Origin of the sequence: Pimelobacter simplex (assembly GCF_900114845.1) — a bacterium.
Taxonomy (GTDB): domain Bacteria; phylum Actinomycetota; class Actinomycetes; order Propionibacteriales; family Nocardioidaceae; genus Nocardioides; species Nocardioides simplex.
In genome coordinates, this window is sequence record NZ_FOUK01000007.1 from 152,813 (window position 1) to 177,654 (window position 24,842).

At 73.0% G+C, this 24,842-nt stretch carries 20 protein-coding genes; all 20 read right to left on the bottom strand.

What is annotated here, in order from left to right; all coding sequences use genetic code 11:
- Positions 1 to 3 precede the first annotated feature (3 nt).
- The 20 genes from BM223_RS25005 to BM223_RS25100 all read right to left on the bottom strand — a co-directional run bounded on the left by BM223_RS25005 (position 4) and on the right by BM223_RS25100 (position 24,821).
- Complete coding sequence (locus BM223_RS25005; protein WP_052138818.1) at positions 4 to 909, bottom strand: DMT family transporter; 906 nt, start codon at positions 907 to 909, stop codon at positions 4 to 6.
- Positions 906 to 2,318 carry an aldehyde dehydrogenase family protein gene (locus BM223_RS25010; RefSeq protein ID WP_038680087.1) on the bottom strand — a complete coding sequence of 471 codons (1,413 nt, stop codon included), beginning with the start codon at positions 2,316 to 2,318 and terminating at the stop codon, positions 906 to 908. The genes BM223_RS25005 and BM223_RS25010 overlap by 4 nt, the downstream gene beginning before the upstream one ends.
- Positions 2,315 to 3,493 (bottom strand): Glu/Leu/Phe/Val dehydrogenase dimerization domain-containing protein, encoded by a 1,179-nt coding sequence (locus BM223_RS25015; RefSeq protein ID WP_038680089.1) that lies wholly within the window; start codon positions 3,491 to 3,493, stop codon positions 2,315 to 2,317. The genes BM223_RS25010 and BM223_RS25015 overlap by 4 nt, the downstream gene beginning before the upstream one ends.
- Positions 3,490 to 5,109: a 5-guanidino-2-oxopentanoate decarboxylase gene (locus BM223_RS25020; RefSeq protein WP_038680090.1), complete on the bottom strand. Its 1,620-nt coding sequence runs from the start codon at positions 5,107 to 5,109 to the stop codon at positions 3,490 to 3,492. Before BM223_RS25020 ends, BM223_RS25015 begins: the two co-directional genes overlap by 4 nt.
- Before the next feature lie 3 nt (positions 5,110 to 5,112).
- On the bottom strand, positions 5,113 to 5,904 hold the full coding sequence (locus BM223_RS25025) for an SDR family oxidoreductase (RefSeq protein ID WP_038680092.1): 792 nt from the start codon (positions 5,902 to 5,904) through the stop codon (positions 5,113 to 5,115).
- Complete coding sequence (locus BM223_RS25030; RefSeq protein ID WP_038680094.1) at positions 5,901 to 7,982, bottom strand: acetate--CoA ligase family protein; 2,082 nt, start codon at positions 7,980 to 7,982, stop codon at positions 5,901 to 5,903. The genes BM223_RS25025 and BM223_RS25030 overlap by 4 nt, the downstream gene beginning before the upstream one ends.
- Positions 7,979 to 9,145: an acyl-CoA dehydrogenase family protein gene (locus BM223_RS25035; protein ID WP_038680096.1), complete on the bottom strand. Its 1,167-nt coding sequence runs from the start codon at positions 9,143 to 9,145 to the stop codon at positions 7,979 to 7,981. The genes BM223_RS25030 and BM223_RS25035 overlap by 4 nt, the downstream gene beginning before the upstream one ends.
- Before the next feature lie 32 nt (positions 9,146 to 9,177).
- A complete protein-coding gene (locus tag BM223_RS25040; protein WP_052138819.1) occupies positions 9,178 to 10,251 on the bottom strand; it encodes an ABC transporter ATP-binding protein in 1,074 nt (357 codons plus the stop codon).
- Between the two features lie 20 nt (positions 10,252 to 10,271).
- The gene (locus tag BM223_RS25045) at positions 10,272 to 11,078 is read right to left on the bottom strand and encodes an ABC transporter permease (protein ID WP_038680097.1); all 807 of its coding nucleotides are present in this window, start codon (positions 11,076 to 11,078) and stop codon (positions 10,272 to 10,274) included.
- Entirely contained in the window at positions 11,075 to 11,995 is a 921-nt protein-coding gene (locus BM223_RS25050) for an ABC transporter permease (RefSeq protein ID WP_200886990.1), read from the bottom strand. Before BM223_RS25050 ends, BM223_RS25045 begins: the two co-directional genes overlap by 4 nt.
- Positions 11,992 to 13,032 (bottom strand): ABC transporter substrate-binding protein, encoded by a 1,041-nt coding sequence (locus tag BM223_RS25055; protein ID WP_038680099.1) that lies wholly within the window; start codon positions 13,030 to 13,032, stop codon positions 11,992 to 11,994. Before BM223_RS25055 ends, BM223_RS25050 begins: the two co-directional genes overlap by 4 nt.
- A gap of 252 nt (positions 13,033 to 13,284) precedes the next feature.
- Positions 13,285 to 13,881, bottom strand: coding sequence for a TetR/AcrR family transcriptional regulator (locus tag BM223_RS25060; RefSeq protein WP_038680102.1), 597 nt, complete (start codon positions 13,879 to 13,881; stop codon positions 13,285 to 13,287).
- A 126-nt stretch (positions 13,882 to 14,007) separates the two neighbouring features.
- The gene (leuS, locus tag BM223_RS25065) at positions 14,008 to 16,506 is read right to left on the bottom strand and encodes a leucine--tRNA ligase (RefSeq protein ID WP_038680104.1); all 2,499 of its coding nucleotides are present in this window, start codon (positions 16,504 to 16,506) and stop codon (positions 14,008 to 14,010) included.
- 123 nt (positions 16,507 to 16,629) lie between these two features.
- Positions 16,630 to 18,408: an ABC transporter ATP-binding protein gene (locus tag BM223_RS25070; protein ID WP_038680107.1), complete on the bottom strand. Its 1,779-nt coding sequence runs from the start codon at positions 18,406 to 18,408 to the stop codon at positions 16,630 to 16,632.
- Positions 18,405 to 20,087 carry an ABC transporter transmembrane domain-containing protein gene (locus tag BM223_RS25075; protein ID WP_038680108.1) on the bottom strand — a complete coding sequence of 561 codons (1,683 nt, stop codon included), beginning with the start codon at positions 20,085 to 20,087 and terminating at the stop codon, positions 18,405 to 18,407. Before BM223_RS25075 ends, BM223_RS25070 begins: the two co-directional genes overlap by 4 nt.
- Complete coding sequence (locus tag BM223_RS25080) at positions 20,080 to 20,862, bottom strand: ABC transporter ATP-binding protein (protein ID WP_038680110.1); 783 nt, start codon at positions 20,860 to 20,862, stop codon at positions 20,080 to 20,082. Before BM223_RS25080 ends, BM223_RS25075 begins: the two co-directional genes overlap by 8 nt.
- A complete protein-coding gene (locus BM223_RS25085; protein ID WP_038680112.1) occupies positions 20,859 to 21,884 on the bottom strand; it encodes a FecCD family ABC transporter permease in 1,026 nt (341 codons plus the stop codon). The genes BM223_RS25080 and BM223_RS25085 overlap by 4 nt, the downstream gene beginning before the upstream one ends.
- Positions 21,881 to 22,870, bottom strand: coding sequence for a FecCD family ABC transporter permease (locus BM223_RS29580; protein WP_038680114.1), 990 nt, complete (start codon positions 22,868 to 22,870; stop codon positions 21,881 to 21,883). The genes BM223_RS25085 and BM223_RS29580 overlap by 4 nt, the downstream gene beginning before the upstream one ends.
- Positions 22,867 to 23,754 (bottom strand): siderophore-interacting protein, encoded by an 888-nt coding sequence (locus BM223_RS25095; RefSeq protein WP_200886991.1) that lies wholly within the window; start codon positions 23,752 to 23,754, stop codon positions 22,867 to 22,869. Before BM223_RS25095 ends, BM223_RS29580 begins: the two co-directional genes overlap by 4 nt.
- Positions 23,751 to 24,821 (bottom strand): ABC transporter substrate-binding protein, encoded by a 1,071-nt coding sequence (locus BM223_RS25100; RefSeq protein ID WP_038680116.1) that lies wholly within the window; start codon positions 24,819 to 24,821, stop codon positions 23,751 to 23,753. Before BM223_RS25100 ends, BM223_RS25095 begins: the two co-directional genes overlap by 4 nt.
- Between the last annotated feature and the right edge of the window lie 21 nt (positions 24,822 to 24,842).

The following is a 24,842-nucleotide window of genomic DNA, read 5'->3' on the forward strand; positions in this document are numbered from 1 at the left end:
CTCCTAGGCGTGGGACGTAGGGGGTTCGGGGACCGGCTCGGCGGCCGGGCGGGCGACGACCATGAGCATCGCGACGAGGATGAGCCCACCGCCGCCGAGCGTGCGCGGGCCGAGCGTCTCGGACCAGAGCAGGGCGCCGAGGACGGCGGCCCAGACCGGCTCGAGCACCATGAGGACCGCGGCCTGGCCGGAGTCGATGTGTCCTTGCGCCCAGGTCTGGACGAGGAGCGTCCCGGCGCCGGCGATCACGGCGAGGTAGACGAACGCCGGCAGGTCCGCGCGTCCGGGCAGGGTCAGGCCGTCGCTCGCGCCCATCCCGGTGAGCAGCACGCCCATCGTGGCGAGCTGCACGAACGTCAGCGCGAACGCCTCGCCCGGGCGCGCCCAGCGGCCGAGCGCCAGGATGTGCACGGCGTAGAGGACGGCGGACAGGAGCGTGAGCGCCTCACCGGTGCCGAACGCCCACCCCCGCAGCGACATCACGGCGACTCCGGTCGTGGCGACCACGACGGCGACGCCCGTGAGCCGGTCGATCCCGCGCCCGGGAAGGACGGCGGCGAGGAGCGGCGTGAACACGACGTACATCGCCACGACGAAGGCAGCGACGGTCGGCGCGGTGTGCGACAGCCCGTGGAACTGCAGCAGCTGTGCGCCCGCGTAGAGCACGCCGAGCCCGATCCCGACCCGCACGGTGTGACCGGAGAGACCGCGCAGCAGGCGCGGTGCGACGACGAGCAGCACCATCGCCGCGACGAGGTAGCGCAGGCCGAGGTAGTCGGCCACCGGCAGCCGGTCGAGCAGGTGCTTGGAGAGGCCGAACGTCGAGCCCCACACGGCGGTGACGCCGACGAGGGCCAGCGCCGCGGTACGACGGGTGCGGACGTCGTACCGGACGGCGGCGACGGTCACCGCTGGACCGACTTGGTCTCGAGGAACTCCTCGATCCCGAACCGGCCGAGCTCGCGCCCGTTGCCCGAGCGTCCGTAGCCCCCGAAGGGCGCTGCCGGGTTGAAGGCCGCGCCGTTGAGGTCGACCTGGCCGGTGCGCATCCGGCGTGCGATCGCCAGTGCCCGGGCGGGATCGGCAGACCACACCGCCCCGTGCAGGCCGTACGGCGTGGCGTTGGCCAGCGCGACCGCGTCGGCGTCGGTGTCGTGGCCCTGGATCGTGAGCACCGGGCCGAAGACCTCGTCGCGGACCACCTCGGCGTCGGGCGCGACATCGGTGAGGACCGTCGCTGCGTGGAAGTGCCCCACGGCGCGCGGACGCCCGGAGCCGCCGGTGACGACACGCGCCCCCGCGGCGACCGCCCGGTCGACGAACCCGGCGACCGTGGCCCGCTGCGCGGCGGAGACGACCGGGCCCAGCCAGGTGTCCTCGTCGAGCGGGTCGCCGAGCACGAGCGCCTCGGCCGCGGCGGCCGCGATCTCGGTCGCCTCCCCCAGCACCGAGGTGGGGACGAGCAGCCGCGACCACGCGCTGCAGGTCTGCCCGGAGTTGAGCATCGCCGCCTGCACGCTGGCCGTCACGGCCGGCACCAGGTCGGCGTCGTCGAGCACGACGCTGGCGGACTTGCCGCCGAGCTCGAGGCATACCCGCTTGACCGCGGGTGCGGCGAGTGCGGTGATCCGGGCTCCCACGGCCGTCGAGCCGGTGAACGAGACGACGTCCACGTCGGGGTGGGTGACCAGCGCCTCCCCCACGACCGCGCCGGCCCCCGGCACGAGGTTGAGCACGCCGGCCGGGAGGCCCGCGCGTTCGGCCGCCTCGACCAGCAGGTACGCCGAGAGCGGGGTGAGCTCAGCCGGCTTGAGGACCACCGTGCAGCCCGCCACCAGAGCGCCGCCGAGCTTGGCCAGCACCTGGTAGAAGGGATAGTTCCAGGGGGTGATGCAGGCCGCGACGCCCGCCGCCTCGCGCAGCACCAGCGACGAGCCGACCTGCTCCTCCCACGCGACGTCCTTGGCCGCGTCGAGGTAGCCGCGCAGCACCGCGAGGCCGAGGTCGACATGGGCCTCCCGGGCGATCGCGACCGGTGCGCCGACCTCGGCGACCGTGGTCGCCACCAGCTCGTCGTGTGCGCCCGCGAGCTCGTCGTACCAGCGCTCCAGGACGTCGACCCGGTCGGCGACCGGCGCCCCCGCCCAGGCCGGGAAGGCCGCGCGGGCGGCGGCGACGGCGTCGTCGACGTCGCGCGGGCCGCCCTCGGCGACCCGCGCGATCACCTGCTCCGTCGCGGGGTTCTCGACCTCGCGGCTGCCGGCGTCGTACGGCGTCCGCCAGCGGCCGCCGAGGTAGAGGCGACCCCGCGTCGTCACCCCGTGACCCCGAAGCGCTCCCGCAGGGCGGCGGAGTTGCGGGCCGTGAGCTCGAGCGCGCACTCGCGCAGGGAGCGGCCCGATGCGTCGGCGGCGTCGCCGACCTCGGTGAGGAGGCGGCGCATGACCGCGTCGATCTTGGCGAACGACGACGCCGAGGTCGGCGCGACGTCACCGAAGACGACCCACCACCACCAGGCGTTGGTCATCACGTTGGCCAGGAAGTCCGGTACGACGGGGATCCCGCGCGCCACGAGCGACGCCTCGGCCTCCGGCAGGGTGGGCATGTTGGCGCCCTCGACGACGATCCGGGCCTGCACGCGGCCGGCGTCCTCGGGCTGGATGACGTAGGACATCGCGGCCGGCACGAGCAGGTCGCACGGCACGTCGAGCCACGCGTCGCGGTCGCCGAGCTCGACGCCCTCGGGCAGGGACGAGCGGGCGATCACGCCGAGCCCGTCGCGCGCGGCGAGCAGCGCCTCGACGTCCAGGCCCCGGTCGTCGCGGATCAGGCCCTCGCGGTCGGCCACCGCGACCACCTTGACGCCGGCGGCGGCCAGGTAGCGCGCAGCGGCGCCACCGATGGAGCCGAAGCCCTGCACGACGGCGGTCGCCTCGCCGGCCACGATGCCCTCGCGCTCGGCCATCACCAGGGCGGCCTGCGCGACGCCGTACCCGCCGACGAGGTCGCCGAGCGAGATGCCGCCGACCATGTCGGCGAAGGCCGTCGCCAGGCGCTCGCGCGCCGCGGGAGCGTCGTCCAGCGTGGCGAAGACGGCCTCGACGGTGGACGGCAGGCCGAGGTCGGCCGCGACCTTGTCGATGGTCTCCTGGCGCAGACCGAAATCCTCACCGGTGTTCCACTGCTCCTTGACGACCGGCAGCACCGCGGCGAGGAAGCGGTGGAGCACCTCGGTGGCCTGCGGGTCGGCGGGGTCGACGTCGATCCCGCCCTTCCCGCCGCCCAGCGGGAGGTAGCGGTCGGCGGGGTCGTAGACCAGCGCCTCCTTGCGGGTCATCCCCTGTGCCAGACCGCGCACCTCGGCGAGCGAGCAGCCCTCGCGCAGGCGCAGGCCGCCGCTGGCCAGACCGCGCACGAGCGTGTCGATGACGACGTACCCCTTGCGGCCGGTGACCGGGTCGGTCCAGGTGATCTCGAGCAGGCTGTCGGTCATCGGGCTTCTCCTTCACCGGGCATCTGCCGGGGCATGCGGACGTGGATCACGGTGGGCCGATCCGCGGCGAGCGCGTCGCGAACGGCGGTGGTGAGGTCGGCCGGCGTGCCGTCCGCACCGAGGTCGACGGTGACGCCGAGGCAGCCGACGGCACGGCCGAGCGCCGCGAAGTCGGGGGCCGGGAAGGTCACCGCGTGGACCGGGTCGCCCCGGTCGGCCATCTCGTTGCGGATCTCGCCGTAGCCGGAGTTGTCGACGACCACGACGGGGAGCGCGATCCGCAGCTCGGCCGCGGTGGCCAGCTCGGCGACGGTGAACATGACACCGCCGTCGCCCAGCATCGCGACGACCGGGCGGTCCGGGTTGCCGACCTTCGCGCCGATGCCCGCGGGCAGGCCGAAGCCGAGCGTGCCGTAGCCCGTCGGGAACAGGTACGACGACGGCCCGTGCGTCGCGAGGTTCGCCAGCGTGCCGAGGTAGCAGGCCATCGCGTTGTCGGTGGCCATCACCACGTCGCGCGGTACGGCGGCCGCGAGCGCCGCGACCACCTCGAGCCACTCGGCGCCCTCGGCCTGGGCGTCCTTGGCCTTGCGCTCGCGCCACGCGGCGGCATCCGGCCGGGCCGGCTCCCCCGCACCCAGCGCCTCGAGCAGCGCGTCGAGAGCGAGCGCCGCGTCACCGAGCACCGCCACCGCGGGCGCGGCGTTGGTGACCATGCCGACGGGGTCGACGTCGACGCGGACGAGCTTGCCGGTCACCGGCAGCGGGCCGTACCAGAGGTCGGCCGGGGCCAGCTCGGTGCCGATCGCCACGACCACGTCGGCCTCGTCGGCGAGCGCCTTGATCGTGGGCAGGTGGATGCCGGCGCCCAGGGCCAGCGGGTGGTCCTCGGCGAGCACCCCCTTGCCGTTGGTGGTCGACACGACCAGCGCGCCGAGCCGCTCGGCGAGCGCCTGCACCTGCGGCGCGGCCCCCCGCGCCCCGCCTCCGACGACGAGCAGCGGAGCGGTCGCGCCGTCGAGAACCCCCGCCGCAGCAGCGATCGAGGCCGCGGGCGCGGCAAGCGGCGCCGCGACGACGGGCGCGACGAGGACGACGTCGGCCGTCTCCTCGAGCACGTCGAGCGGCACCTCCAGGTGCACCGGCCGCGGGCGACCCGACGTCATGATCGAGAACGCCTGGGCCACCGCGGTCGGGATCTCGGCAACGCTCGTCGGGCGCAGGCTCGCCGCCGCGACCGCGGCCAGGGCGGCACCCTGGTCGCGGGTCTCGTGCAGCAGGCCGTTGCCGGTCGCAGGATGCCGCAGCGGCAGCCCCGGCGAGACCACGAGCACCGGGATCGAGTCGGAGTAGGCCTGGCCGACGGCGGTCGCGGCGTTGAGCAGCGCCGGACCGCTCGTGACGATCGCGACGCCGACGCGGCCCGTCGTACGGGCGTATCCGTCGGCGGCGTAGCCCGCACCCTGCTCGTGGCGGGTGCTCACGTGCCGCACCCCGTGGGCCGGGAGGTGCCGGTAGATCTCGAGGTTGTGCGTGCCGGGGATGCCGAACGCGACCTCGACCCCGTGCGCGGCGAGGGCGGCGACGAGCGCCTCTCCCCCAGTCATGAGTGCCATGGATCAGGATCCCTTCGACGAGTCGGCGTAGACGACCTTGCCCAACCACTGTCCTCCGTCGACGCTCAGCACGTCGCCGGTGATGTAGCCGGCCCGGCGCGGGTCGAGAAGGAAGGCCGCCGACTCGGCGACCTCCTCGGGCGTCGTGAAGCGGGCTGCGGGGACCGAGCCGAGCACGCGGGCCCGGTCGGCCTCGGTCGGCCAGAGCGCCGCACCGGCGCCCTCGGTCTCGGTCGGACCGGGCGAGATGCAGTTGACGCGGACGCCGCGCGCCCCCCACTCCGACGCGAGCGTGCGCGTCATCGCGAGGATGCCGCCCTTGGCCGCGGCGCTGTGCACCGTGCCCGGGTGGCCGTGCCACGCGTACGACGCGATCACGTTGAGGATCGCGCCCTCCCCCTGCGCCAGCATGTGCTGGGCCGCGGCGCGGGTGGCGTAGAACGTGCCGTTGAGGACGATGTCGACGACGGCCCGCCAGCCGCCCGGCGAGAGGTCCTCGGCGGGACAGACGAAGTTGCCCGCCGCGTTGTTGACGAGGGCGTCGATCCGGCCGAAGTCGGCCACGACGCCGTCGACGGCAGCGGTCACCGCGTCGGCGTCGCGCACGTCGCAGCTCGCGAATCCCGCGCGCACGCCGTGCTTCTCGGCCATCCGGACGGTCTCCTCCAGCGGCTCGGTCCGGCGGCCGAGGACGACGACGTCGCCCCCGCCCGCGGCGTACCGCAGCGCGACGGCGCGGCCGATCCCGGACCCGCCACCGGTCACCAGCGCGACCTTGCCGGCGAACTCACTCATGCGTCGTCTCCTGACGTCTCGATCGTGTGGTCGGCGGCGAGGACGAGCGCGTCGACCGCGACCGCGCCCTCGGGTCCGACCCGCAGGGGGTTGATCTCGCACTCGACGAGGTCGGGGTCGTCGGCCAGCAGGCGCGACACCGCCGCGACCACGCGGGCCGCCGCGGCGACGTCGACCGCGGGACGCCCGCGCCAGCCGTCGAGCAGGGGGTAGGCACGCAGCGCCTCGATCATCCGGCGCGCTTCGTCGTCGTCCACGGGGGCGAGGGCGACCTGCACGTCGCGGTAGAGCTCGGCCTGCACTCCCCCCAGTCCGACGAGCACGACGGGACCGAACGAGCCGTCTCGGCGGGCGCCGACGATCAGCTCGACGGTGTCGGACTGCCGGTCCATCTCCTCGAGGACGTAGTCGCCCTCACCGAGCCGGCCGCTCATCGCGACGTACGCCGCCTCGGCGGCCGCCGCGTCGGCCAGGCCGACCGCCACGCCGCCGACCTCGGTCTTGTGCTCCAGCCATCCCGCCTTGAGCACGTAGGGGGCGCTGAGGCCCGCCGCAGCAACCCGGAGGTCGTCGACCGACCGCACCGGCGCGGCGCCCGGGTAGGCGACGCCCGCAGCGGCGACCCGCTCGCGACCCGCGAGGTAGTCGAGCGCCTTGCCGGACTCGGCGGTCGGCTCGGCCACCGCGCCGGGGACCGTGCGGGCAGCGTCCTCGGCCATCGTCGTCGCAAGCTCCAGCGAGCGCGCTACCGCGTCGATCGTGTGCAGCGTGGGCACGGCCTGCTCGCGCATCGAGCGGACCGCGACCGAGTCGTGGCTCATGCTGTGCACGAGGACCGGCCGCTGCTGCGCGCCGACCACACCCGCCAGCGCACCGACGACCTCGAGCTCGCGCTCGACCAGCTCGGGGGTGTCGGCGCCGTAGCAGCCGAAGTAGCCCGAGAGGACCACCGCGTCGACCTCTCCGCTCTCCGCCAGGACGTCGACCACCTTGGCGTACGTCGAGAGGTCCTGCTCGCCCGCACCCGCCAGGTCGACGGGGTTGGCCACCGCGGCCGCGGCCGGCAGCAGGCCGGCGAGAGCCGAACGCGTGGCGTCGGAGAGACGCGGCACCTCCAGCGCGTGGCGCGCGAAGGTGTCGGCCGCGATCGCGCCCTGTCCCCCGCTGTCGCTGACGATCGCGACCCGGCGACCGGCTGGCAGCGGACCACCGAGCAGCAGGTGCGCGAGCTCGACCGCCTGAGCGGGCGTGTCGACGAGCGAGGCGCCGGCCGCGCGGCACGCCGCCCGGACGACGTCCGTGGCCGCGGTCAGCGCACCCGTGTGGGACTGCGCCGCGGCCCGGCTGGCCTCGCTCGCGCCGACGGTCAGCACGACGACGGGCTTGCCGGCCTCGCGCAGCCGCGCCATCGTCGCGACGAGGCCGCGGGCGTCGGTGAAGCTCTCGAGGTAGAGCACGACCGCGCGGGTCTGCTCGTGCTCGACGAGGTCGTCGAGCAGCTCGGCGGCGGTCACGTCGACCTGGTTGCCGACCGAGACGAAGCGCGAGACGCCGAGGCCCTCGTGGGCCGCCAGCCCGGCGAGCTCGAGGCCGAGCTGACCGGACTGGGAGATGATCGCGAGCCGGCCCGGGGAGAACGTCCCCCAGGCGAGCTCGAGGTCGGTCGCGGCGTCGTACAGGCCGAGGCAGTTGGGGCCGACGATCCGGGCGCCGGCGGCGCGGATCCGCTCGGCCAGCCGGCGCTCCAGGCCCGGCTCGCCGTGCGCGGCGTCGATCCCGGCGGTGATGCCGAGGAAGCCCCTGGTGCCCATCGCGAGCGCCTGGTCGACGACGTCGGGGACGGTCGCGGCAGGCGCGCAGAGCACCACCAGGTCGGGCGCCTCGGCGAGCTCGTCGAGCGAGCGGACGGATGCCGCGCCCTCGATCGTCGCCCCCTTGGCGTTGACCAGGTGCACCTGCCGGCGCGCGGCGCCCCGGAGGGCGCCGCGGGCCAGCCAGTAGCCCCACTTGGCGGGATCGGCCGACGCCCCGACGACCGCGACCGAGCGCGGGTCCGAGAAGACGGAGAGATCGCTCATCGCGCGGAGACCGCCCGCGAGATGATCAGCCGCTGGATGTCGCTGGTGCCCTCCTCGAGCTCCTCGAGCTTGGCGTCGCGGACCCACTTCTCGAGCAGGAACTCGCGGCTGTAGCCCCAGCCACCGTGGATCGACAGCGCGGCGTTGGTCACCCACGAGGTGTTCTCGGACGCCGTCAGCTTGGCGACCGCCGACTCCATCGCGGTCATCTCTCCCTGGTCGTAGAGACGCGCGGCGCGCATCGTGACGAGGTGCGAGATGTCAGTCTTGGCCGCCATGTCGGCGAGGCGGAAGGCGACCGCCTGGTGCTCGATGATCGGCTTGCCGAACTGGGTGCGCTCCTGCGCGTACTGCGTCGACTGGTCGAGCGCGGCGCGCGAGAGGCCGGTCGCACCGGCGCCGATCAGGATGCGCGAGGCGTCGAAGGTGCGCATCAGGCCGTAGAAGCCCTGGCCCTCCTCGCCGAGGCGGCAGTCGAGCGGGACCCGGACGTTGTCGAGGAAGACCTCGGCGTTGGCGATGCCGCGCTGGCCCATCTTCTTCATCGGCTGGCCGATGGTGAGGCCGGGCGTCTCGCGGTCGACGACGAACGCGGTGATGCCGCGCGAGCGCAGCGAGGCGTCGACGGTGGCGAAGACGATGATCCACTTCGCGTAGGGGGCGTTGGAGATCCACGTCTTCTGGCCGTTGAGGACGTACTCGTCGCCCTCGCGGACCGCCCGCGTCTGCAGCGCGGCCGAGTCGGAGCCGACGCCCGGCTCGGTGACGGCGAGCGCGGTGACCGGAGGGTTGTCGCCGGTGAGCGGCGTCAGCCAGCGCTTCTTCTGCTCCTCGTTGCCCAGCGCCTCGACCGGTCCGGCGAAGAAGGCGCTGGAGGTGAGGAAGTTGCCGATGCCGACGTCGCCGTAGCAGAGCTCCTGCTGCACGAGGCACTGCGTGACCAGGTCGGTGACCCCGCCGCCGCCGTACTCGGCCGGGAGCATGTACGACGCGAGGCCGATCTGGGCGGCCTTCTGCCACAGGTCGAGCGGCGACTCGGTGTCGGCCTCGTCGACCTCGCGGGCCCGGGGCCGGATCTCGCGCTCGGCGAAGTCGCGCGCCAGCGCGACGAACTCCTGCTGCTCGTCGGTCAGTGCGATGCCGTCGCGGATGGTGTGGCTCATCTGGGTCTTCCTCAGTTCTGGGTGGATGGGGGTCAGGCGGCGGTGTCGTCGCGGACGACGAGGGCGTGCTCGGGGTGCCAGTGGGCGGCGACCGGCAGGCCCGGGCTGGGGGTGAGCGCTCCGCGGACCTCGGAGCGGGTGATCAGGTGGCGCCCGTCGGGCAGGGCGACCTCGACCCGGAGGCCGGAGCCGAGGTAGACGACCTCGCGCACCACGCCGTCGACGGCGTTGTGGCCGGTGGGCAGCGCGGAGCCGACCGCGCTGAGCCGCACGTGCTCGGGACGGACGACGAGCGCGGAGCCCTCGTCGACGCCGTGGTTGCGTCCGGTGAAGATGTTCGACTCGCCCAGGAACTCGGCCGTGTAGCGGCTCGCGGGGCGCTCGTAGAGCTCGACCGGCGTCCCGACCTGGACGAGCGCGCCGTCGCGCAGCACGGCGATCCGGTCGGACATGGCGAGCGCCTCCTCCTGGTCGTGGGTGACGAACACGAAGGTGGTGCCGAGCTCGCGGTGCAGGCGCTTGATCTCCAGCTGGAGCTGCTCGCGCAGCCGCTTGTCGAGCGCGCCGAGCGGCTCGTCCATGAGCAGCGCCTGGGGCTGGAAGACGATCGCGCGGGCCAGGGCGACGCGCTGCTGCTGACCGCCGGAGAGCTGCGTGGGGCGGCGCTTCCCGAGGTGGCCGAGCTCGACGACGTCGAGTGCGCGCTGCACGCGCTCGGCGACCTGGGCCTTGGAGATCCGGCGTCGCTTGAGCGGGAACGCGACGTTGTCCCAGACCGACATGTGGGGGAAGAGCGCGTAGTGCTGGAAGACCATGCCGAGGTCGCGGCGGTACGGCGGCACCTTCGTCAGGTCCTTGCCGCCGACCTCGATCGCGCCGCTGTCGGCGCTGATGAAGCCCGCGATGATGTTGAGGAGGGTCGACTTCCCCGAGCCGCTGGAGCCGAGCAGGGTGAGGAACTCCCCCGGCTCGATCGACAGCGAGACGTCGTCGACCGCGGTCATCGACTTGTAGCGCTTGACGACGTTGCGGATGTCGATCGAGACGCCGGTGCCGGCGAGCGCGCTGGTGGAGGTGCTGGTGGAGGTGCTGGTGTTCTGGGACATGAGTGTGCTCCTGGTGGTGGTCAGGCGACCTTGGCGAGCCGGCGGGCGCGGAACAGGCGCACCAGCCCGGCGGAGGCGAAGAGGGCGAGGGTGACGAGCAGCAGCATCGTGCTGACGGCGGCGACCGTCGGGTCGATCTGCACCCGCACGCCGCTCCACATCTGCACCGGCAGGGTGCTGACGTCGGGGCCGGCGAGGAAGACGCTCGTCACGACCTCGTCGAACGAGGTGATGAAGGCGAACAGCGCACCCGCCGCGACGCTCGGCGCGATGCACGGCAGCGTGATCCGCAGGAACGTCGTCACCCGGTTGGCCCCGAGGCTCATCGCGGCCATCTCGAGCCGCTCGTCGAAGCTGACGAGCGCCGCACTCACGTTGATCACGACGAACGGGACGGCCAGCGCCGTGTGCACCAGGACGAATCCGAGGATCGACTGGGTGAGGCCGATCTTGAGGAACACCGCGTAGACGGCGAGACCGATGATCACGTAGGGAACGAGCACCGGGGCGAGCACGAGCCCGCTCACCAGCGCCTTGACCGGGTAGCGTCCGCGAACCATGGCCAGCGCGGCCGCCGTACCGAGGATGACGGAGAGGATCGTGACCCAGACGCCGATCTGCAGCGAGTTGAGGGTGGCGTTGATCCACGCCGGGTCCTGGAAGTAGGCCTCGTACCAGCGCGTCGAGAACGCCTTCGGCGGGAACTCGAGGAAGGAGCTGTCGTTGAACGACGTCGGGATGACGAAGAAGACCGGGGCCACGAGGTAGAGCGCGGTCAGCACGACCAGCACCACGAGGGAACCGCGGCAGAGGAGCTTGGTGTTCACCGCTCGCCTCCCATGAACTTTCCGATGTTGACGATGCGCGAGACCAGCACCAGCAGGACACCGGTGACGACGAGGAGGATGACGGCGAGGGCCGAGGCGAAGCCCCAGCGCAGGACGGCCGAGAGCTGCTGCACGATCAGCTCGCCGATCATCATGTCCTTGGGACCGCCGAGCAGCGCCGGCGTCACGTAGAAGCCGATCGAGGAGATGAAGACCAGCAGGCACGACGCGGCCACGCCGGGCACGGTCAGCGGGGCGTAGACCCGCCAGAACGCCGAGATGGGACGGGCGCCGAGGCCCTCCGCGGCCTGGACGAGCCGGCGGTCGATCTGGCGCATCGTGGCGAACATCGGGAGCACGGCGTAGGGCAGCATCACCTGGACCATGCCGATCAGGACGCCGGTCTGGTTGCGGATCAGCTGGAGCGGCTCGTCGATGAGGCCGAGCGACATCAGGCCCTGGTTGACGACGCCCGTGTCGCCGAGCATGAGCACCCAGGCGAACGTGCGGACCAGGAGGCTCGTCCAGAACGGGATGAGCACCGCCACCAGCATCACGCCGCGCCAGAACGGCGGCGCCAGCGTCATGAGGTAGGCGTAGGGGAAGCCCAGCAGCAGGGTCACCAGCGTGACCAGGCCGGAGATCCGGAAGGTGTTGCCGAGGACGTCGAGGTAGACCGGCGAGCTGAAGAAGTCGCGGTAGTTGTCGAGGCCCGTGGTCGGGTCGGTGAAGCTGCGGCTCAGGATCGTGACCAGCGGCGCGACGAAGACGACCAGCAGGAAGACGACGAGCGGGACGATCAGCAGCCCCCAGCCGTCGAGGATCCGCGGCCGCCGCCGGCCCGGCGCCGGGGTCTGCCCGGCGCCGGGGGTCGTGCTGCTCTGCTGCGGTGCCCGCGCGGAGACGGTCGAGCTCACTTGGCCGCCCACTCGTTCAGCCGCTCGGACACCTCGTCGTAGTGCTCGGCCCAGTAGGCGTAGTCGATGATCGCCGCGCGCTTGGGGGCGTTGTCGGGCGAGGTCGGCAGCTCCTTGAGGACGTCGGGCTTGACGTGCTCCAGCGCGGCCTCGGTGATCGGGCCGTAGGCGGTGGCGTTGGAGTAGCCGGCCTGCGCCTCGGGGTGCTCGACGTACCACTTCATCCACTTCTGGGCGTTCTCGGCGTTCTTCGCGCCCTTGGGGATGACGAGCTGGTCGTACGACAGCAGGTGCTGGTTCCACTCGTTGGCGACCGGCTGGCCCTCCTTGGCGGCGGAGTAGATCCGACCGTTCCAGGCCTGGACCAGCGGCGCCTCACCCGAGGCGACGAGCTGCTGCTGCTGCTCGCCGGTCTCGTAGAAAACGATGTCGTCCTTGATCGTGTCGAGCTTCTTGAACGCGCGGTCGATGTCGAGCGGGTAGAGCTCGTCGGGCTTCACGCCGTCGGCCAGGAGGGCGGCCTCGAAGATCGCGCCGGTGGCGTACTTCCAGAAGCCGCGCTTGCCCGGGAACTTCTTGGTGTCGAAGAACTCCGCCCAGGTGGTGGGGTGGGCCTTCGGGAACTTCTCGGTGTTGTAGCCGATCGTGAAGGCGTACTCGAGGACCGGGATCGCGCAGTCGGTGACCTCCTCGGGGTTGAGGTCGCTCGTGTCGACGAGGCTGGTGTCGATCTTCTCGGCCCAGCCCTTGTCGCAGGCGGTGTGCGCGAAGTTCGGCTCGACCTCGACGACGTCCCAGCTGACCTTGCCGGACTCGACCTGGGCGCGGAACTTCGCGTAGTCGCTCGGGGAGTCCTGCTTGATCGTGACGCCCTCCTCCTTGCCCCAGGGCGCCACCGCCTCCTTGATGTGCGTCTTCTGGTCCTGGCCGCCCCACATCACGACGGTCAGCTGGTCGTCGCTGCCGCCGGCGGCGCCGCACGCCGCCAGACCCAGCACCGCCGTCAGCGCCACTCCCGCCGTCAGAACTCGCTTCATCGTGACCCCGGCTTTCAAAGTTGATTGGTGCGTCAGTTATGTATCACCAGAGTGATCGGCGTCACGGGGGTGTGTCAAGGGTCTCACCGCCCTATTTCGACTGGCGAGTCAGAAATCCCGCCGAAGTGCGCCGCTTGCGGGCGCGAAGTGCGCCGTTTGCGGGCGCGAAGTGCGCTGGTTGCGGGTCCGAGAAATGCCGCGAGGGGCCGGTGGCAGTGCCACCGGCCCCTCGCGGGCGTCGTCCTGAGCGGGTCAGGGGGTCAGGAAGAACCACTCCAGGACCTGCTCGCAGACGGCGCGCATCCGGTCCGCCGTCATGCTGCGCGAGCCGAGCAGCACCTGCAGGCTGAGCCCGTCGATCATCCCGATCAGCCCGTTGGCGAAGATGACGGCGTCGCCGTCGCGGAACTCCCCCGCGTCCTGCCCGTCGCGGATGATCGCGGCGACGGCGCGCCGCCACTCGCCGTACACGCGCTCGTTGAGCTCCTGGAGGTCCGGGTCGTGGAGCGCCTCGACCCACAGCTCGGCCCACACGTGCCAGGCAGCGATGGTCGCGTCGCCCTCGGGGAGGTACGACTCGACGAAGTCGCGCAGCCGCTGGCGCGGCGCGGCGTCGCTCTCGAGGATCTCGCGGCGCCGGCCCATCGACTGCTCGAAGTTCCAGTCGAAGGCCGCGTGCATGAGGTCGCGCTTGGTGTCGAAGTAGTAGTGGACCGTCCCGGTGCTCGTCCCGGCCCGCTTCGCCACGTCGGCGATGCGCAAGGACTTGAAGCCGATCTCCGAGACGACCTCGCAGGCCGCCGCCAGGATCTGCTCCTTGCGCTCGGCCTCCACGCTGGCTCTGGCCATGGCTGCTCCTCCGGTCGATTGACTGACCAGTCAATCATTCGGAGGGTGATCCCGCAAGGATCCACCAACTCTCGCACCCGCAACCGGCGCACTTCGGACCCGCAACCGGCCCACTTCGCGGAGGGGTCAGACCACGATGTTGACGAGCTTGGGGGCGCGGACGACGACCTTCCGGACGGGGCGGCCGTCGATGGCCTTGGTGACGGCGGGGTCGGCGAGGGCGGCGGCCTCGAGGTCGGCCTCGGAGATGTCCGGGGAGACCTCCAGGCGGGCGCGCACCTTGCCCTGGATCTGGACGACGGCGGTGACCGCGTCGTCGACCAGCAGCGCCGGGTCGACGACGGGCCAGGCGGCGCGGGCGACGGTGGGCTCGTGACCCAGGCGCTCCCACATCTCCTCGGCCGTGTACGGCGCCACCAGCGACAGCAGGATCGCGACGGTCTCGGTCGCCTCGCGCACCGCCGGGTCGGCCGGGCCGCAGCCCGAGTCGATCGCCTTGCGGGTGGCGTTGACCAGCTCCATGGTGCGGGCGATGACGACGTTGAAGCGGTAGGACTCCAGCAGGTGGGCCGCCTCGTGCACCGTCTTGTGGGTGACCTTGCGCAGCGCGACGTCGCCGTCGGCAGCCGGCACCCCGGGCGCGGAGGTGACGTCGCCGGCCAGGCGCCAGGCACGCTGCAGGAACTTCGCCGAGCCGGCCGGCGAGACGTCGGCCCAGTCGACGTTGTCCTCGGGCGGGCTCGCGAAGACCAGGGTCAGCCGGATCGCGTCGACGCCGTACTCCGCAAGTTGTCCCCCCAGACTGACGCCGTTGCCCAGCGACTTGCTCATCTTGCGGCCGTTGTTGATGACCTTGCCCTGCGACAGGTACGCCGAGAACGGCTCGTCCCAGTCGATCAGGCCCAGGTCGCGCAGCACCTTGGTGAAGAACCGCGCGTACAGCAGGTGCAGGACGGCGTGCTCGTCGCCGCCGATGTAGAGGTCGATCGGCCCCCACGCCTCGGCCAGCGCGGGGTCGAACGCCTGGGTGCTGTCGTGGGGCGACAGGTAGCGGAAGAAGTACCACGACGAGTCGACGAAGGTGTCCATCGTGTCGGTGTCGCGCGTCGCCGGGCCACCGCACCGGGGGCAGCTGACGTTGACCCACTCGGTGGCCGCGCCCAGCGGGGAGGTGCCCTTGGGCTTCAGGTCGGCGCCGCGCAGCTCGGGCAGCTCGACGGGCAGCTGGTCCTCGGGGACCGGGACCTCGCCGTCGACCGGGCAGTGGATGATCGGGATGGGCGCGCCCCAGTAGCGCTGGCGCGACAGCAGCCAGTCGCGCAGGCGGAAGTTGACCGTGCCGTCGCCACTGCCCTGCGCGGACAGGTAGGCGATGGTCGCGCTCTTGGCCTCGGCGACCGGCAGCCCGTTGATGTCGAGGCCGGACGTCACGCCCGCGGCGGGCGAGTTGATCGCCGGGCCCTCACCCGCGAACGCCTCGCCGTCCCAGTCGGCGGGCGGCTGGGTGGTACGCACGATGGGCAGGCCGAACTTGGTGGCGAACTCCCAGTCGCGCTGGTCGCCGCCGGGCACGCCCATGACCGCGCCGGTGCCGTAGTCGGCCAGCACGTAGTCGGTCGCCCACACCGGCAGCTTCTCACCGGTCAGCGGGTTGGTCGCGTGGACGCCGAGGAAGACGCCGGTCTTGGGCCGGTCCGTGGCCAGCCGGTCGATGTCGCTGGCCTTGCGGATCTCGTCGCGGTAGGCCTCGAAGTCGGCACGGTGCTCGTCGGTGACCAGCTCGTCGGCCAGCTTGGCGTCGACGGCGACGACCATGAACGTCGTCCCGAACAGGGTGTCGGGACGGGTCGTGAACACGGTGACCGGCTCGTGGTTCTCGACCTCGAAGGTGACGTGGGCACCCTCGGAGCGGCCGATCCAGTTGCGCTGGGCGTTGACGACCTTGCCGATCCACGAGCCCTGCAGGTCGTCGAGGCAGTCGTACAGCTCCTGGGCGTACTCGGTGGTCTTGAAGTACCACTGGGTCAGCTCACGCTTGGTGACGACGGCGCCGCAGCGCTCGCAGGTGCCGTCGGCCAGCACCTGCTCGTTGGCCAGCACGGTCTGGTCGTTGGGGCACCAGTTGACCGGCGAGTTCTTGCGGTAGGCCAGGCCCTTCTCGCGGAACTTCAGGAACAGCCACTGGGTCCACTTGTAGTACTCGGGGTCCGAGGTGTGCAGCCGGCGCGACCAGTCGAAGCTCACGCCGTAGCGCTTCATCGAGGCGAACTGGGTCTCGATGTTGGCGTAGGTGTACGTCGCCGGGTGCTCGTCGTTCTTGATGGCGGCGTTCTCGGCGGGCAGCCCGAACGAGTCCCAGCCCATCGGGTTGAGCACCTCGTAGCCGCGCAGCCGCCAGTAGCGCGAGATGACGTCGTGGATGGCCAGCACCTCGGCGTGACCCATGTGCAGGTCGCCGCTCGGGTAGGGGAACATCGTCAGCGCGTAGCGCTTCTCGCGCTCCCCCGAGAGGACGACGGCGTCGTCGGCGCGGAAGGGGTCGAGCGCCTCCCAGACCGGGAGCCACTTCTCCTCGACCGCGTGCACGTCGTAGTGGACCTCGTGGTGGCCGTCGTTCTCGCTCATCTCAGCTCTCTCGTCTCTGCCCTGGACATGCAAAAGCCCCTCGCCAGGGAGGGGCCGCCGCGTCGACCGGTCTGGTCGCCGACGCGGCTAGGTAAGAAGCAGGGTCATCCGCACCCGGCCATCCTACTCCTCCCCTGCCCCCTGCCTCGCGTCCGCACCGCGGGCCCACGCCGCCCAGAGCCGGGCGTAGGGTCCGCCGGCCGCGCGCAGCGCCTCCGGGGTGTCGAGCTCGACGAGCCGGCCGTGCTCCATGACGGCGACCCGGTCGCAGCGTGCGGCCTGGCTGAGCCGGTGCGCGACGATGATCGTCGTGCGCCCTGCGGTGGCGCGCTCGATGGCCTCCTCGAGCTGGCGCGCGCCGGCGCTGCCGGCCTCCGCCGTCGCCTCGTCGAGGACGACGACCGGCGGGTCGGCGAGGACCAGCCGGGCGAGGGCGACCTCCTGGGCCTGGAGCGCGGTGAGCGCGTGGCCGCCGGACCCGATCGTGGTGTCGAGGCCCTCGGGCAGCGCCGTCGCCCAGCCGAGCGCACCGACGAGGTCGAGCGCGGCGGCGAGCTCGTCGTCGCTCGCCCCGGGGGCGGCGAGGCGGAGGTCGTCGCGCAGGGAGCCGCGGAAGAGGTGCACGTCCTGGGTGATGAGCGCCGCGGAGTGGCGCAGCACCTCGGGCGGCAGCTCCGCCGTCGTCGCGCCGCCGAGCCAGACCGCGCCGCTGGTAGGCAGCCGCAGCCCGGTGACGAGCGCCCCGAGCGTGGACTTGCCCGCGCCGCTGGCGCCGACCACGGCGAGCCGCTCCCCCGGCGCGACGTCGAAGGTGAGGTCGTGCAGGACCGGGTGGTCGGGGTGGTAGCCGAAGCCGACGTCGGCGAACCGCACCGAGCGGTCGGCGACGGGTGCGTCGCTGCCGGCGGGCACGACGCGGCGCGGCGCCTCGAGGACGCCGACCAGGCGGCCGAGGCCCGCCGCGGCGGACTGCACCTCCTCGAGCAGGGCGAGCACGATGTTGATCGGGTTGAAGAGGCGGATGAACATCAGCGCGGCCGCGGTCGCGTCGCCCGCGGTCACCGCGTCGCGGGTCACCAGCCACCCGCCGACGACGAGGATCGCGGTGGTGCCGACGTACTCGGCGAGGTTGAGGCGCTGGAAGAAGGTGGTCCGCATGACCACCGCGTCGAGGCGCAGCGCCCTGGTGGCGAGCGCGCGCTCACGGATGATCCCGCGGTGCCGCTCCCCCAGGCCGAACGCGCGAACCGTGCCGCTGGCCTGCACCGACTCGAGGATCTGCTGCACCTCGGCGCCCTCGGCGGTGGCGAGCCGTCGGTAGGTCGGGCCGGCCAGGCGCAGGTAGCCGCGCGTCGCCCCCACCTGGATCGGTACGGCGAGCAGCGCGGCCAGCGCGAACCGGTAGTCGACGAACGCGAGCCCGACCACGCTGAGCACCAGCGTCACGGCGGCCCCGCCGAAGCGGCTCAGCACGGCGCGGACGACCTCGGCGAGCGCACGGACGTCCTGGCTGACCCGGGCGAGCAGGTCGCCGGTGCCGGAGTCCTCGACGACGCCGTAGTCGAGGTGGAGCGCGTGGTCGAGCACGTCCTCGCGCAGCTGCGCGACGGCGGGCTCGCCCACCTGGGCGATGAGCAGCTCGGCGACGAGCCCGGCGACACCCGCGAGCGCCGCCAGCCCGACGAGGGCGAGGACCGGACCGGTCAGCGAGCCGCCGTCGGCGCCGGGCGCGAGCACCCGGTCGACCACGCGGCCGATGACGACCGGGACGGCGATCCCGGCCGCCGCCGCGACGACCATCATCACCACGGCGCCGGCCGCGAGGCCGGCGCGCGGGCGGAGCACCCGGCGCAGCTCGCGCAGCGTGGCCCGGCCGGAGCCGATCCCGATCAGGGCGCTCATCGCAGCACCGCCGCGGCGTAGCCGGCGTGGTCGAGCAGGGTGTGGTGGCGGCCGACGACGACGTCGCCGTCGAGCCACACCACCTCGGTGCAGGCGTCGAGCAGCACCGGGCTGGTGGTGAGCACGACGGTGGTCCGGTCGGCGCGGAGCGCGACCAGGCGCGAGGCGATGAGCGCCTCGGTGACCGAGTCGACGGCGCTGGTCGGCTCGTGGAGCACGAGCACGGGTGGGTCGAGGGCCAGTGCGCGGGCCAGGCCGACCCGCTGCCGCTGGCCGCCGGAGAGCAGGTGACCGCCCTCGCCGACCTGGGCGTCGAGGCCACCGGGGATCACGTCGAGGACGTCGCGCACCGCGGCCGCGTCGATGGCGGCCGCGACGGCGTCGGCAGCCCGGTCGGTGCCGTCGACGTTGGCCGCCAGGGTGCCCGTGAAGAGTCGCGCATCGTGCGGCGCGACGACGACGGTGCGGCGCAGCGCGGTCGGCTCGGCGGCGCTGAGCGCCACGTCGTCGAGGCGGACCAGGTCGCCGTGCGGGCGGGGCTCGCCGGTGAGCGCGGCGGCGAGCCGCTCGAGCTGCTCGGGACGGCCGACGACGCCGGTCACCACGCCGGGGCGCAGCCGGAGCGCGCGGCCGGGCAGGTCGACGACCCGGCCGTCCACGTGGAGGGGCCCGGGCGGGTCGGGCAGCGGTGCGCCGCCGTACGACGGTGGGGCGGTCGCGAGCACGCCCGCGACCCGGATCGCCGCGGCCCGGACCGTGGCCAGCTCGGCGAACGTGTAGGCGACCATCTGCAGCGGTCCGGACAGGAACTGGGCCAGGCCGAGGGCGGCGACGAGGGCGCCCAGGCTGATCCGGCCGTCGAGCGCGAGCCCGCCGGCGACGGCCACGGTGGCGGCGACGAGCAGCGCTGGGGCGAGCGCCGCAAGTGCCTCGAAGCCGGCACCCGCGCGGGCGCTGCGGAGGGCGGCACGCAGGGCGTGCCCGCTGACGAGCCGGAACCGGCGTCCCGCGGCGTCCTCGGCGGACAGGCCCTTGAGCACCCGGAGCCCGGTGAGCAGGTCGGCCGCGGCGTCGGCGGCCTCGGCGCTGGCCTGGCGGTCGGCGACGACCCGGCGCTCGAGGAGCACCGAGGCGCGGTGCAGGAGGAACGTCACGACGACCACGCCCACCACGACGACCAGGCCGACGACCGGGTGGATCCGCAGCAGCGCGACGACGGCGACGAGCATCCCGGCCAGGCCGGCCGCGAACATCTGCAGCACGCTCGAGCTCTCGGCGACCGTGCGCACGTCGGACGACGCGACCTCGGCGAGGCCGCCCGAGCCGTTCTCGTGGGGGCCGATCCCGCGGACGTCGAGCAGGTGCGCCGCGACCCGGCCGCGCAGGGCGACCTCGGCGTCGGCAGCCACCCGGGTCGCCGTCCGGTCGAAGCAGCGGTAGGAGAACGACAGCACCGCGAACGTCACCGCGAGCACGAGCAGCCAGCGCACCAGCGCCTGGTCGTCGCGGGCGCTGACACCGCGGTCGAGCGCGAGGCCGACGACGACCGGCACCATCGCCTCGCCGGCCTGGTGGCCGATCGCGCAGACGGTCGCGAGGGTGACCCGCCACGGCTGGGCCGTGATCGCGTCCCGGAGCAGCCCGCCGGAGGTGGGGGCCGCAGGGGTGGGCTCAGCCATGGAGGCCGCCCAGCGGCAGCACGAGCGGGGCGCCGGACACCGGGTCCTCGATCACCTTGCACGGCAGGTCGAAGACCTGCTCGATCGTCGCGGACGTGACGACGTCGGCCGGGTGCCCCTCCGCCACGATGGCGCCGTCGCGCATCGCGACGATCCGGCTGCCGTAGCGGGCGGCCTGGTTGAGGTCGTGGAGCACGGCGACGACGGTCCGGCCCTCGCGGTTGAGCCGGGTGAGCAGCTCCATCAGCTCGATCTGGTGGGCGATGTCGAGGAAGGTAGTGGGCTCGTCGAGCAGCAGGAGCCCGGTCTGCTGCGCGAGGACCATCGCGATCCAGACCCGCTGCCGCTGGCCGCCGGAGAGCTCCTCGACGAGGCGGTCGGCCAGGTCCGTCGTCCCGGTGGCGTCGAGGGCCTCGTGGACGGCGGCCTCGTCCTCCCGCGACCACTGCCGCAGTGCCGACTGGTACGGGTGCCGGCCACGGGCGACCAGGTCGGCGACCGTGATCCCCTCGGGCGCGAGCGCGGTCTGCGGCAGCAGCCCGAGCCGCCGGGCGACCTGCTTGGAGCTGAGGCTGCTGATCAGCTTGCCGTCGAGCAGGACCTGCCCGCCGGACGGCTTGAGCAGCCGCGAGAGGGCGCGCAGCAGCGTCGACTTGCCGCACGCGTTGGGCCCCACGATGACCGTGAAGGATCCCTCCTCGATGGTGAGGTCGACGTGCTCGCCGATCGGGCGTCCGGCGTAGCCGAACGTCAGGTCCTGTGCTTCGAGGGTCATCGGATCTCCTTGCGTGCCTGGACGAGAAGCACCCAGACGAGGTAGGCGCCGCCGGCCACGATCGTCACGAGACCGACCGGGACCAGCGCGGGGAAGGCGTGCTGCGCGACGAAGTCGGCAACGACGACGAGGCAGGCACCCATGGCCGCGGACGGCACCCTACGGACTCCCGCCGAGCGGGTGAGCCGGCGGGCCAGCTGAGGTGCCGCGAGGGCGACGAACGTGATGGGGCCGGCGACCGCGGTGACGGTCGCGGTGAGCATGGTGCCGCCGACGAGCAGCCCGAGCCGGGTCCGCTCGACGGGGACGCCGAGGGCCGCGGCGGCGTCGTCGCCGAGCTCGAGTGCGGCGAGCCCGCGGCCGAAGCACAGCAGGACGGCGAGACCGGCGGCGATGCCGACGACAGCGAGGCGGACCTCGGGCCAGGCCAGGCCGTTGAGGCTGCCCGCACCCCAGATCGCGGCCATCTGGGCGATCTGGATCGGCGCCTTGAGCAGCAGGTACGTCGTCACGGAGCCGAGCATCGCGGTGACGCCGATGCCGACGATGATGAGCCGGAAGCCGTGCATCCCGCGGCGGTAGGCCAGCAGGTAGACGACGAGCGCGGTGGCGATGCCGCCGATCAGCGCGCCGGGCAGCACCAGCGCGGTCGAGCCGACGATCACGATGGTGAGCACCGCGCCGGCGTACGCGCCCGCGTCGAAGCCGATGATGTCGGGGCTGCCGAGCGGGTTGCGGGTCAGCGACTGGAAGATCGCGCCGGCGACGCCGAGCGCGGCACCGAGCAGCAGGCCGAGGAGCACCCGCGGCAGCCGCCACTCGGTGATGACGGTCTCGAGCGCGGGCGTGGTCTGGCCGAGGATCGTCCGGACCACGTCGACCGCGGAGACCTGGACCTTGCCGTAGGCGAGGCCGGCCACCGCTCCGGCGAGCGCGACGACGACGAGGACCAGGGTGATGACGAGGGTCCGCAGCGGGAACCTCAGCGAGACGGCGCCGCCCAGGCGCACCTGGACGTTCACAGCGCGCTCGCCGTCCGGCGCCGGACCAGGCCGATCAGGACCGGGGCGCCGATCAGGGCGGTGACCACGCCCGCGGGGACCTCGTCGGGGATGACGACGACCCGCCCGACGACGTCGGCAGCGACCATGAGCAGCGCGCCCAGGGCCGCCGACCAGGCGAGGATCCGGCGCTGGTCCGGGCCGGTGATCCAGCGCGCGACGTGCGGGACCATCATGCCGACGAACCAGATCACGCCGGCCGCGGCGGTCGCGGCACCGCAGAGCACGGTGACGCCGACGACGACGAGCGCGCGCACCAGCCACGGGTGCACGCCGAGCGCGGCCGCGACGTCGTCGCCGAGCGCGAGCGCGTTGAGCCCGCGCGCCGCGAAGGCGGCGAGCACGACGCCCACGACGAGGAAGGGCGCGACCTGGCGGACGAGCGTCCAGTCGGTGCCCTCGAGCGAGCCCGCGCCGAACGAGCGGGCCGCGGAGAACGCGCGCTGCTCGAACAGCACGATGAGCTGGGTCAGCCCGGCCAGCACGGCGCCGACGGCCATGCCGGTCAGCACCAGCGTGGCCGGCGAGCGCCCGCGCCCACCGAGGTTGCCGATCACGTAGACGACCAGCGTGGTCAGCCCGGCCCCGGCGAACGCGAACCAGACCGTGGTCCCGCTGCTCGCGCCCGGGACGAGCAGCGCGCCGAGCGCGATCGCGAACGCCGCGCCCGCGCCGACCCCGAGCAGCCCGGGGTCGGCGAGCGGGTTGCGGGTCATCCCCTGCATGAGCGCGCCGGCCAGGCCGAGCGACAGCCCGACCAGCAGCGCGAGGACGGTCCGCGGGATCCGCTGGTCGACCACGATCGTGCGCGGGTCGCCGTTGTCGCGGAAGAACGCCTCGCCGACGTCGATGACGGCCAGCGGCCGCGAGCCGAGGAGCAGGCTGGCGACGACGAGGAGACCCAGCGCGAGCAGGGCCCAGCGGATGCCACGGAGGTCGGTCCTCACAGCCCGAGCTCGGCGAGCCGCGCCTCGTAGCGGTCCTCCAGCTCCTCCTCGCTGCCCTCCTGCTCCCAGATCGCGTCGAGGGTGGCGCGGGTCGCGTCGTCGAGCGCGTCGTAGCGCTCGCGCCAGCGCTCGGCGTCCTCGATCCAGTAGCCGACGGTCTTGTACGAGGTCGCGGGCAGGCGCAGCTCCTGGCGCAGGTACTTGCGCACCCCGCGCAGCACCTTCGACTCCCCCGCGACCCACACGTAGCCGACGCCCTCGGGGCGCGGCAGCGAGCGGACGACCTCCTCGAGCCGGCTCGGCGCGTGACCGTTGCCGCCGTGGATCCAGACCACGTCGAGGTTCGCGCGCTCCGGAACGGGCAGCTCGAACGACGCGTCGGGGACCTCGAGCACGAGCCGGGTCCGCACGTCCGGCGTGGTCTCCACCAGCCGGACGGCGGCGGGCAGGCCGGCGTAGTCGGCGACGAGCACCTGCCAGTCCAGGCCCTCCGGCGGCGCGTAGAGGGAGGTCGGGCTGTTGAGCCCGATCACCTGCCCCGGTGCGGCCTGGCGCGCCCACGTCGCCGCGACGCCGCCCTCGTGCACGACGAAGTCGACAGTGAGGTGGCCCAGGTCGGCGTTCCAGTCGCGGACCGTGTAGGTGCGCAGCTGGTCGGTGTCGATCGAGCCGTAGTCGAGGTTGCCGTCGATCACGCCGGGCAGGTCCGGGCGGCCGGCCGGGTCGACCGGGAACAGCAGCCGGATGTACTCGTCGCCGACGCCGGTCGTCCGGTAGCCGGCCAGACCCTCGCCGCCGAAGACCACGCGGCGCATGCCCGCGCTGAGGTCGCTCGCGGCGACCACCTCGGCGTGGTGGACGGTCATCGTCTCGGTCGCGCTCACTTGTCGGCCTCCTTGCCCAGGGCCCGGCGGACGACCTCGAGGAACGCGAGCTGGCCGCTCGGCGAGCCGTAGGTCATCTCCATCTCGGAGGTGACGATGTGGCCCTCCTTGACGAAGTCGAGCTGACCCCACAGCGCGTTCTTGTCGAGCTCGGCGAGGCTCTTGTCGAAGTCGGCCTGGCCCTCGGGGCCCAGGCCCTTGCCGGAGAAGGCGTAGTCGACGTCCTCGAGCTTGCCGACCTGCTCGCCGCTGAGAGCCTCGCCCTCGCGGTCGTTGGCCAACGACGAGTCGGCGATGGTGAGGCCCAGGTCGTCGAAGACCTGGCACTCCACGCCGGAGTAGCAGCCGGTCTGCACCTTGCCCTCCCAGACGCCGACCGGCGCGACCACGATGCCCGCGGTGTCGCCGATCTCCTTGCGCACCTCGGCCAGGCGCTCGTCGTACAGCTGACGCCAGGCGTCGAAGTACTCGGTGCGGCCGAGGGCCTCGGCGGTCTCCTCGAAGTGGCCGAGCCAGCTCTTGCCGTCGAACGCGTTGACGCTGTAGGTCGGCGCGATCTCGGGCAGCCGCTTGACGACCTTCTTGTCGTAGCCCAGGCCGTTGAGGATCATGTCGGGCTCGGCCAGCAGGATCGACTCGAAGTCGTAGTCGGGGAAGTTGCCGAACGTGCTGACCCCCTCGAGCGGGTCGTAGGGGAAGAAGCACGGGAACGTCTTGTAGCCGTCGCCGCGGATCGGCTGGCTCGACGCGAGCGGGTAGCGCAGCCAGATCAGCATGTCGACGTCGGTGGTGTACATGCCGAGCGCGGCCTTGGGGTGGGTCGGCAGCTCGACGTCGCCGAACTCGCTGGTGACCTTGCTCGTGCCCTCCTGCGCCGGGAGGGGCTTCAGCTCGGGGAGCTCCGGGATCACGGTGTTCTCGCACTGCTCGTCGAACAGCTGCTGTCGCTTCTCGGCCGTCGGCTTGTCGGTCGCGGCCTCCGTCGAGCAGCCGGCCAGGACGAGCGCGGACAGCGACAGTCCGGTCAGCACGGCGCGGAACGGGAGGCGGGGAAACTGGGGGGTCATCGGGAACCTCTCGAAGATTAG

Excerpts from the sequence above, each read along its gene's own strand:
- BM223_RS25030 (WP_038680094.1), bottom strand. The coding sequence starts at position 7,982 with ATGAGCGATCTCTCCGTCTTCTCGGACCCGCGCTCGGTCGCGGTCGTC.
- BM223_RS25100 (WP_038680116.1), bottom strand. The coding sequence starts at position 24,821 with ATGACCCCCCAGTTTCCCCGCCTCCCGTTCCGCGCCGTGCTGACCGGA.
- BM223_RS25055 (WP_038680099.1), bottom strand. The coding sequence starts at position 13,032 with ATGAAGCGAGTTCTGACGGCGGGAGTGGCGCTGACGGCGGTGCTGGGT.
- BM223_RS25035 (WP_038680096.1), bottom strand. The coding sequence starts at position 9,145 with ATGAGCCACACCATCCGCGACGGCATCGCACTGACCGACGAGCAGCAG.
- BM223_RS25080 (WP_038680110.1), bottom strand. The coding sequence starts at position 20,862 with ATGACCCTCGAAGCACAGGACCTGACGTTCGGCTACGCCGGACGCCCG.
- BM223_RS25025 (WP_038680092.1), bottom strand. The coding sequence starts at position 5,904 with ATGAGTGAGTTCGCCGGCAAGGTCGCGCTGGTGACCGGTGGCGGGTCC.
- BM223_RS25070 (WP_038680107.1), bottom strand. The coding sequence starts at position 18,408 with ATGAGCGCCCTGATCGGGATCGGCTCCGGCCGGGCCACGCTGCGCGAG.
- BM223_RS25040 (WP_052138819.1), bottom strand. The coding sequence starts at position 10,251 with ATGTCCCAGAACACCAGCACCTCCACCAGCACCTCCACCAGCGCGCTC.
- BM223_RS25060 (WP_038680102.1), bottom strand. The coding sequence starts at position 13,881 with ATGGCCAGAGCCAGCGTGGAGGCCGAGCGCAAGGAGCAGATCCTGGCG.
- leuS (WP_038680104.1), bottom strand. The coding sequence starts at position 16,506 with ATGAGCGAGAACGACGGCCACCACGAGGTCCACTACGACGTGCACGCG.
- BM223_RS25075 (WP_038680108.1), bottom strand. The coding sequence starts at position 20,087 with ATGGCTGAGCCCACCCCTGCGGCCCCCACCTCCGGCGGGCTGCTCCGG.
- BM223_RS25020 (WP_038680090.1), bottom strand. The coding sequence starts at position 5,109 with ATGGCACTCATGACTGGGGGAGAGGCGCTCGTCGCCGCCCTCGCCGCG.
- BM223_RS25015 (WP_038680089.1), bottom strand. The coding sequence starts at position 3,493 with ATGACCGACAGCCTGCTCGAGATCACCTGGACCGACCCGGTCACCGGC.